The 7,524-nt window shown below is 62.2% G+C and carries 6 protein-coding genes; 2 read left to right on the forward strand and 4 right to left on the reverse strand.

Going from position 1 to position 7,524, the window contains the following annotated elements; all coding sequences use genetic code 11:
- Nucleotides 1-7 precede the first annotated feature (7 nt).
- Nucleotides 8-904 carry an efflux RND transporter periplasmic adaptor subunit gene (locus ACKLLE_RS21515; RefSeq protein WP_064303740.1) on the forward strand — a complete coding sequence of 299 codons (897 nt, stop codon included), beginning with the start codon at nt 8-10 and terminating at the stop codon, nt 902-904.
- Here the strand turns inward: ACKLLE_RS21515 and ACKLLE_RS21520 are convergent.
- Together ACKLLE_RS21520 and ACKLLE_RS21525 are read right to left on the reverse strand one after the other, a co-directional pair.
- Nucleotides 868-1,626 carry an SDR family NAD(P)-dependent oxidoreductase gene (locus ACKLLE_RS21520; RefSeq protein ID WP_064303741.1) on the reverse strand — a complete coding sequence of 253 codons (759 nt, stop codon included), beginning with the start codon at nt 1,624-1,626 and terminating at the stop codon, nt 868-870. The two genes, ACKLLE_RS21515 and ACKLLE_RS21520, sit on opposite strands and share 37 nt — an antisense overlap.
- A 172-nt stretch (nt 1,627-1,798) precedes the next feature.
- On the reverse strand, nt 1,799-3,013 hold the full coding sequence (locus ACKLLE_RS21525) for a GAF domain-containing sensor histidine kinase (protein WP_420059029.1): 1,215 nt from the start codon (nt 3,011-3,013) through the stop codon (nt 1,799-1,801).
- Nucleotides 3,014-3,213: 200 nt separating this feature from the next.
- On the opposite strand from ACKLLE_RS21525, the gene ACKLLE_RS21530 reads away from it, so the two are divergent.
- Nucleotides 3,214-3,537, forward strand: coding sequence for a DUF2025 family protein (locus tag ACKLLE_RS21530; RefSeq protein WP_009408346.1), 324 nt, complete (start codon nt 3,214-3,216; stop codon nt 3,535-3,537).
- Between the two features lie 3 nt (nt 3,538-3,540).
- On the opposite strand, the gene ACKLLE_RS21535 is transcribed toward ACKLLE_RS21530, so the two are convergent.
- The gene (locus ACKLLE_RS21535; protein ID WP_420059030.1) at nt 3,541-6,114 is read right to left on the reverse strand and encodes a bifunctional diguanylate cyclase/phosphodiesterase; all 2,574 of its coding nucleotides are present in this window, start codon (nt 6,112-6,114) and stop codon (nt 3,541-3,543) included.
- 54 nt (nt 6,115-6,168) lie between these two features.
- A complete protein-coding gene (locus ACKLLE_RS21540) occupies nt 6,169-7,242 on the reverse strand; it encodes a diguanylate cyclase (protein WP_420059031.1) in 1,074 nt (357 codons plus the stop codon).
- Nucleotides 7,243-7,524 lie beyond the last annotated feature (282 nt).

Below are 7,524 nucleotides of genomic sequence, written 5' to 3' on the forward strand. Positions count from 1 at the left end.
TTCGTTCATGCGTACCATCGTGCGTATCGCCTTGACCCTGTGCCTGGTGGCCGTGGCCATCTTCGCCGGCACCCGACTATGGCAGTACTACATGCTCACACCCTGGACCCGCGACGCGAAGATCCGCGCCGACGTGGTGATCGTCGCGCCGGATGTATCTGGCTGGGTGCGCGAGCTGAACGTGAAGGACAACCAGGAGGTCAAGGCCGGCGACCTGCTGATGTCGATCGACAGTGACCGTTTCGAAGCCGCGCTGGACAAGGCCAATGCGGTAGCCGACACCCGTCAGCAACAGTTGCGCTTGCGCGAGCATGAGGCCTCCCGCCGTGCCGCCCTCGGGCCCCAGGCCATCAGCGCCGAACTGCGCGAGAACGCCCAGATCGGCGCCGCCGTGGCCCGTGGCGAACTGCGCCAGGCCCAGGCCGATGCCAAGCTGGCGCAGATCAACCTGGAGCGCAGCAAAGTCAAGGCGCCGCGCAACGGCCATATCACCAACCTGCGCCTGGCCGAGGGCAATTACGTCAATGCAGGACAGTCGGTGATGGCCCTGGTGGATGATTCGACCTTTTATGTCCAGGCCTACTTCGAGGAAACCAAGCTGCCGCGGATCAAGGTCGGCGCGCCGGTGAAAATCTGGTTGATGAGTGCCGGCGAGCCGATGCAGGGCCACGTGCAGAGCATCAGCCGCGGCATCACCGACCGTAACGCCAACCCCGACAGCCAGCTGCTCGCCGAAGTCGAGCCAACCTTCAACTGGGTGCGCCTGGCCCAGCGCATCCCGGTACGCATCAGCCTCGACAAGGTGCCGGAAGGCGTCAACCTGAGCGCCGGCATGACCGCCAGCGTTCAGGTGGGTGAAGCTGACGATCAGAGGAACATGCCGCCGGAGGCCTCGAGGCGCTGACCGGTCACCCAGCCGGCACCGTCGCTGGCGAGCAGGGCAATGGCCGCGCCTATGTCGTCCGGCAGCCCGACCCGTCCGAGCGCAGTATTGCCGGCGATTCCCGCATTGACTTGCTGGTTGTCGCGCACCAGGCCGCCACCGAAATCGGTCTCGATGGCGCCCGGGGCAAGGATGTTCACGCGTATCCCGCGTGGCCCCAGTTCCTTGGCCTGGTAGCGGGTCAGTACTTCCATCGCACCTTTCATCGCCGCGTAGGCGGCATGGCCGGGCATGGTGAAGCGGGTCAGGCCCGTGGAAATATTGATGATCCGGCCATTGTCGGCGATCAGTGGCAACAGGCGCTGGGTGAGGAAGAACGGACCCTTGAGCTGGATGTTCAGCATCTGGTCGAACTGCGCCTCGCTGGTTTCGGCGAAAGGCACGTTCAGGCCAATCCCGGCATTGTTCACCAGCACGTCCAGATGGTCGCGGCCGAAGTCCTTGCTCAGGGTGGCTTTCAGCGTATTGGCGAAAGCTTCGAAGCTGGCGCTGTCGCCAACGTCCAGTTGCAGCATGACGGCGCGGGCACCTGAGTTCTCCAGGGTCGAGGCCAGTGTCTGCGCTTCGCCGGCCTTGCTGTGCCAGGTGCCGATGATATCGAAGCCCTGGGCCGCCAGGTGTTGCGCTGCGTTCTTGCCCAGACCGCGGCTGGCGCCGGTGATAAGTGCAATCTTGCGGGGCATGTGCATTACCTCTTTTTGGGAGCGGGGAGTGAGGCCAGTCTATTGGTCGGTTATGTGCTGATAAATCCGTGCTTATTGGAAAGACTGTTCGCCTGATCCGAACAATGAGTGCTCCGGGAAATGCGCCGGCTTTATGCGCGTCAGCACTATCTGCCGCCGCGGGTGCGCCTGTTCATGGGCTGGCTGTCCGACCGGCTGCGCGAGCAGCTCGAACCAGCGGCAGATGCAGGCTGAACAGGGTGCCGGCCGCGGCAGATGATTGCACATCCATGTAGCCACCATGGGCCAGAGCGATCTGCTTGGCGATGTAGAGACCCAGGCCAAGGCCAACCTGCGGCGCATCCGAGGCAGGGTGGGAAAAGGGTTCGAACATCTGCGCCATGATGGCCGGGGCGATGGGCTCGCCGCTGTTGTGCACGCTGAGGATGAAATCATCGTCGGCAATCCTCGCCGAAATCCGGATGACTCCCTGTTCGTCGCCGTGCTGCAGGGCGTTGGCGATCAGGTTGGAGAGCACCTGGCAGATCCGCTCGCGATCGCAGTGCATGCCGGAGAGGTCGCCGATGTCCAGTTCGATCAGTCGAGCCGGATGCACCCGCTGCAATTCTCCCGCGACATGGCGCAGCGCCTGGTCCAGATCGGCGCAGGGCTGGATATTCAGGGGAATGCCATCGCCGAGGCGGCCGCGAGCGAAGTCAAGAACGTCCCGTACCAGTTGCGTGGCACGATGACCGGAGGTGAGGATGTGCTCGGCGATGGTCCGCGAGCGCTCGTCGGTAAGGCGCTTGCTCAGCAATTCGGCGCCGGCGGTGATGGCGAACAGCGGATTGCGCAGATCATGGCCGAGCACGGCAATGAATTTTTCCCTTAGCCCGGCGATCTGCCGCTCTTTTTCCAGGGCGATCTCGGTGCGCTGGACGCTTTCTTCGCTTTCGATCTGGATCGACAGCAGGCGGGCAAAGGCTTCCATCATGGGTTGGATGGCACTGCCCTTGAGCGAGCGGGGCAGGGGATCCAGGGCGCAGATGGTGCCGAAGAAGCTGCCGTCGCTGCGCAATACCGGCACCGCGATGTAGCTCTCGAAGCCGTAAAGGCGTGGCGTGGGGTGGTCGCGGTAGGTTTCGTCCTGGCTGGCGTGGTCGATCACTATGGTTTTCTGCCCGGCGCGAATCTCGTTGCACAGGGTGGTGGAGGCTTCCAGTTCGCCACCCACGGCAATGCCGAAACCGAAGGTGTCGAGTACCGCGAGTGCCGTCCAGCGCGCTTCGGTCACCCGCGCGACTGCCGCAAAACGCAGCCCCGTGGTCTCACTGATGACCTGCAGGATGGCCGGGATCACGTTGATCCTGCCTATGGTAGCGCTGTCTGAAAGTGCTGCATTAGTCATCGGAAAAACGGCCACCGAAACGTCGACAAGGATTTCTAGTGTAGCGAGCATCCGGGACTACGAAGAAAATTCCACCCAAGCGGTAGGCAATTTCCAGTAATCTTTCGGAACTCGAGCATTCCCGTCAGAGGTCTGCCCATTCGCCTGCGTGCCAATTCCTTTTGACCAGCACCCACATGGGTGTTTCAGCGAGGTTTGACATGCACATCACTTCCCAGGACATCTGCGCCGCAGCCGACCAGCTCAAGGGCTTCGTCGGGTTCCACCGCAAGCTCGGCAAGCACATCGTGCGCTTCAGCGAAGACTCGTTCGGCATGGACGTGGCCGACGACAGCATCACGCCCAGCAGCGAATTCGTCTGGCAGCGCGGCGAAGGCGAGCTCATGACCTTGAGCCGCGAGCTGATCGACGTACTGCTGGAACAGAATGTCGATGATCGCTTGAATATCAGCGAGCCGCTTCGGGTTTATCAGCGCAGGCGAGATCTGCCGCAGATCATGGCGCAACGTCGACGGCTTGGCTGAGCGCTACCCGGCCTGGCCGTCCTTGCTCCGGTGGCTGTGCAGCAGGGCTTCGAAATCGGCACGTTCCAGTGGCCGGCTCAGGTAGAAGCCCTGGACTTCATGACACTGTTCCATGCCCAGCGCGCGCAATTGCTGTTCGGTCTCGACGCCCTCGGCGGTCACGGTCAGGCCCATGGCCTTGCCCAGGTTGATGATCGCCTGGACCACGGCGCGGTCGTTGCTGTCGCTGCTGAGCCCGGCGACGAAGCGCTTGTCGATCTTGATGCTATCGAAGGGATAGGTGCGCAGGTAACCCAGGGATGAGTAGCCGGTACCGAAGTCGTCCATGTTCAAACGTACCCCCAACTCCTTCAGGGCATTCATGGTCCCCAGCGCGCCTTCGATATCGTTGAGCATGACATTCTCGGTGATCTCCAGTTCTAGGCGCTGCGCCGGGAATCCGGTTTCCACAAGGATCCGCCGTACATCGCCGACCACATCGCTGCGCGAGAACTGCGCCGGCGACAGGTTGACCGACACCAGCAGCGGGGCGGGCCAGTCGCGGGCGATCTCGCAGGCGTTGCGCAGGACCCACAGCCCCAGGGGCACGATCAGCTCGCTCTGCTCGGCAAGGGGGATGAAGGTGTCCGGGCCCAGCAGGCCTTCCACCGGGTGCTGCCAGCGCACCAAGGCTTCCACCGAGACGATCTCCAGGCTTTGCAGGTGATAGCGTGGCTGGAAATGCAGGACGAACTCATGATTCTTCACCGCCCGGCGCAAGTCGTTCTCCAGCTGCCGGCGATGCTGGATCTGCTGGTTCATTTCCGCTGAGAAGTAGCGCCAGGTGTTCTTGCCCTCGGCCTTGGCCTGGTACAACGCGATATCGGCGCAGCGGATCAGTTCCCCGGGATCGTAGCCCTGCAGGCGGGTCTGGGCGATGCCGAGGCTGGCGCCCACGTGCAGGCTTTGATCCTCGTAGCCGACAGGCTGCTGCAGGCTGTCGATCAGGCGGGCGCAGAACCGATCGATTTCCTTGCGGTTGTTCATGTTGGCGATTACCAGGATGAACTCGTCGCCGCCGAGGCGGGCCACCAGGTCACCGTCGCGGGTGGTTTCGCGCAGGCGTGCCGCGACCTCCAGCAATACTGCGTCTCCCGCAGCGTGGCCAAGGGAATCATTGATCGGCTTGAAACTGTCCAGGTCAAGCAGGATCAGGGTCAGTGGCGCAGCCTGCTCGCCCTTGACCAGCGCCTGCTCGAGAAAGCGCGAGAGCTTGTTGCGATTGGCCAGCCCGGTCAGCGCATCGTGCATCGACAGGTGCTGGATATGGGCATGGGCGGCGACTTCGTCGGTGATATCGCTGGCGGTGCCGCGAAAACCGATACGCTGGCCTTTGACCTGTATGGGGCGTGCCGACAGTCGGCAGAAGCGCAGGAGGTTGTGCTTATCGTGATAGACGCAGCGCAGGTGAGCCGCTTGCTGACCCGTGGTTTCGTCGAGGTCGTCGAGCCAGGCGCCGAGAGGTGTGGTGTCGCAACCAAGCAGCAGGTTCAGCGGCTGGCCAAGCCAGTCCCTGGTCTTGTAGCCGGTGACGTCGACGAAGCGTTGCGACAGATAGGTCAGTCGCAGCTGTCGGTCGGTTTCCCAGATCCAGTCGGACGCCGCCTCCGCCACGGCACGAAAACGCTGTTCGCTGGCTTCCAGGGCCTGGTTGCTGGCTTGCAGGGCGCTGAGGTTGTCGTTGATCTGGCGTGAGGCACGCAGGGCATAGCGGAACAACCCGAGCATCAGCAAGCCCAGGAGCAGCATGGCCCCGAGCAGGGCTGGCAATACGCCCCAGAGCAACTGGTCGCCGGGGCGAGGCGGGGTCCATTGCAGGCTATAGCCCAGGTCGTCGAGAGGCAGTTGCGGGGCCTCGTTACTGGCCTTGGCGATGTGCAAGCCGGTGAGGCCGGCATCATCGGCCAGTTTGTCCAGCTTGGCCTGGGTCAGTTGGTCGATGAACAGCATCACCGAGGTGGTTTGCGGATCGATGCCCAGCACGTCGTCATCCGGGCGGATCGCCGCGGCAGTCAGTATTGCCGGCCAGCCGTTGAACAGGACGTAGCGGCTCGCTTGCCCGCGTTCGGGGGCAAGTGCGCGGGCGGCCTCGACGATGGGTTGCACCGCGACATCCATATAGCTGGCAATAGGCGCTGCGCTGGGTTGCCCCTTGAACAGTCCGTACTTGGTGCGCTTGTCGTCGATGACGAAGACACCTTCGTAACCGCTGGCGGTGTACAGCGATTCGCCGACGTTTTTTTCGATATAGGCCCACTGTTCGTCGACCTTGCCGTCCAGGTGTTCGTAGGCGGCGTTCCACACCGCATAGCTGGAAAGAAAGCGGCGCGAGGACTCAAGGCGCTGCTGGAGGGCCTTGTCGACATAAAAGACGCTTTTGCGCCCGACGCTCTCATTCAGTTGTTGCGCGATGTTGAACAACGCGCCGAAGGCGATCATGCAGGCGAGGACGAACAGCAGCGAGATGCCTGTAATCAGTTTGCGCGTATGCAGGCGGGGACGTGATGAAGGGGAGTGAGCGCTGGCGGGACTGTCCATGAAGCGTGCCGGTCCTGTTGCACTGCCTTCGCGAGCCTGCCTCGCGGGCGAACTTCACTCAGGATAGGCGACTCTTGTGGTTGCGCCGCTGTCATCGGCGAAATTGACCTGGTCGCGACCGTTGTTCTTGGCGCTGTAGAGCGCCCGGTCGGCCTCGTTGAGCCAGGCGACCGGGTCGTCGAAGTCGCTGCGGCAAAGGGCAAGGCCGATGCTGAGGCTGATACGCAATTCCGGCAGGGCGTCGTCGCGATAGGCCGCGACCCGTTCGCGCAGGTGTTCCATGAGGCGTCCTGCCTGGGGCAGGGTGGTATCGGGCAGAATCACGCAGAATTCGTCGCCGCCGTAGCGCCCGGCCAGGTCGTTCTCGCGCAGGCTGATCTTCAGCTCCTTGCTCAGGTGGCGCAGTACGGCGTCACCGGCCACATGTCCATAGCTGTCATTGATGCGCTTGAAGTGGTCAATGTCGATGATCGCGATCACCGCGCTGCGTCGCTGCTGCTGGCAGTTCTGGAACTTGAGCTGCAGGAGGTCTTTCCAGGACCCATGGTTGAGCAGGCCGGTCAGGCTGTCGGTGCGACTCAAGGCACTCAGGCTGCGCTTGTGCTCCGACAATTGGATGGCAAGGCGATAGCAGACCCAGCCCAAGGCCAGTGGATAAAGAGTAAGCATGGGCAGGCAGGCGTAGACCTGCTGGGTCGTGCTGACCAGTTGCAGGCCTGGACCCAGCAGCGCCATGCCCAGCAACATGCCGCAAACCTGGGCGAGCGCACCGCGCAGGAACAGGCGCTGTCCGCCAGCGGCTACATTGTTCATGGTCATCATCGACAGGATGGTGATGCTGGGCAGGGGATTGAAATGCATGGCGGCGGTCCAGAATCCGCCGGTCAGGGAGTCGATCAACAGGCTGCGTTGTTCTGTCTGGTAGGGTGAGCGCGAGCGCAGCCCGACGAAATAGGCGATGTGCGGCCAGGCCAGGCCATTGATGAACATGGCAACCCATACCCAGGTCGGGGGATCAAGAGGCAGCATGCCCGCATAGACGCCGAGCAGGCCGATGCCCATGCCGATCGTCCGTGGTGCATGGATCCTTCTTACGAATGAAAGTCCCTTGCCTCTTTTATTGTCCATCATTGGGTTCGCACTTTTCCGGAACGCCGTTTATCGCATAAAACCGTGCGTATTGTTGAACAATCGCCCTGCGGCCAAGAATGGCCTTGCGAGCCATTTGAAGGGTGATCGGACGCATACGCGGATATATTCATGCGCATGGCGTTCTTCGGCAGTGATCACCGAGCACTTTCGCCGGCATGCATGAAGCTTTTGAAAATTTTGGAAATATTCCCTTGACGGGGCGTTTTCGTTCTGTAGAATGCGCCCCCACACAGCGAGCAAACGCTGATGTAGCTGAAG

This window comes from Pseudomonas bharatica, from assembly GCF_048586865.1.
GTDB classification, from domain to species: Bacteria; Pseudomonadota; Gammaproteobacteria; order Pseudomonadales; family Pseudomonadaceae; genus Aquipseudomonas; species Aquipseudomonas bharatica.